The organism is Candidatus Nanopusillus massiliensis (assembly GCF_920984865.1).
Window position 1 is genome coordinate 517,291 of the sequence record NZ_OV100765.1, and the last position, 223, is coordinate 517,513.

A 223-nucleotide genomic window follows, 5' to 3' on the forward strand; every position below is an offset into this window, starting at 1 on the left:
ATTTGAAGTAGGCACATGTAAAAATGTTTGAAAAATATGGATATAAAAAGGATGATATATTAAAATGGGTTGAAGAAATTAAACCAGAAATTAGGCATTTGCATGTTCATGAAACACAAGCTGGNNNAGACACTCATTTACCATTGGGAATGGGATGGGATGATATAATTGCATCAGAATTAGAGAAACTTAGAGATAAATTAGAAAATAAAAAAGTAACAAT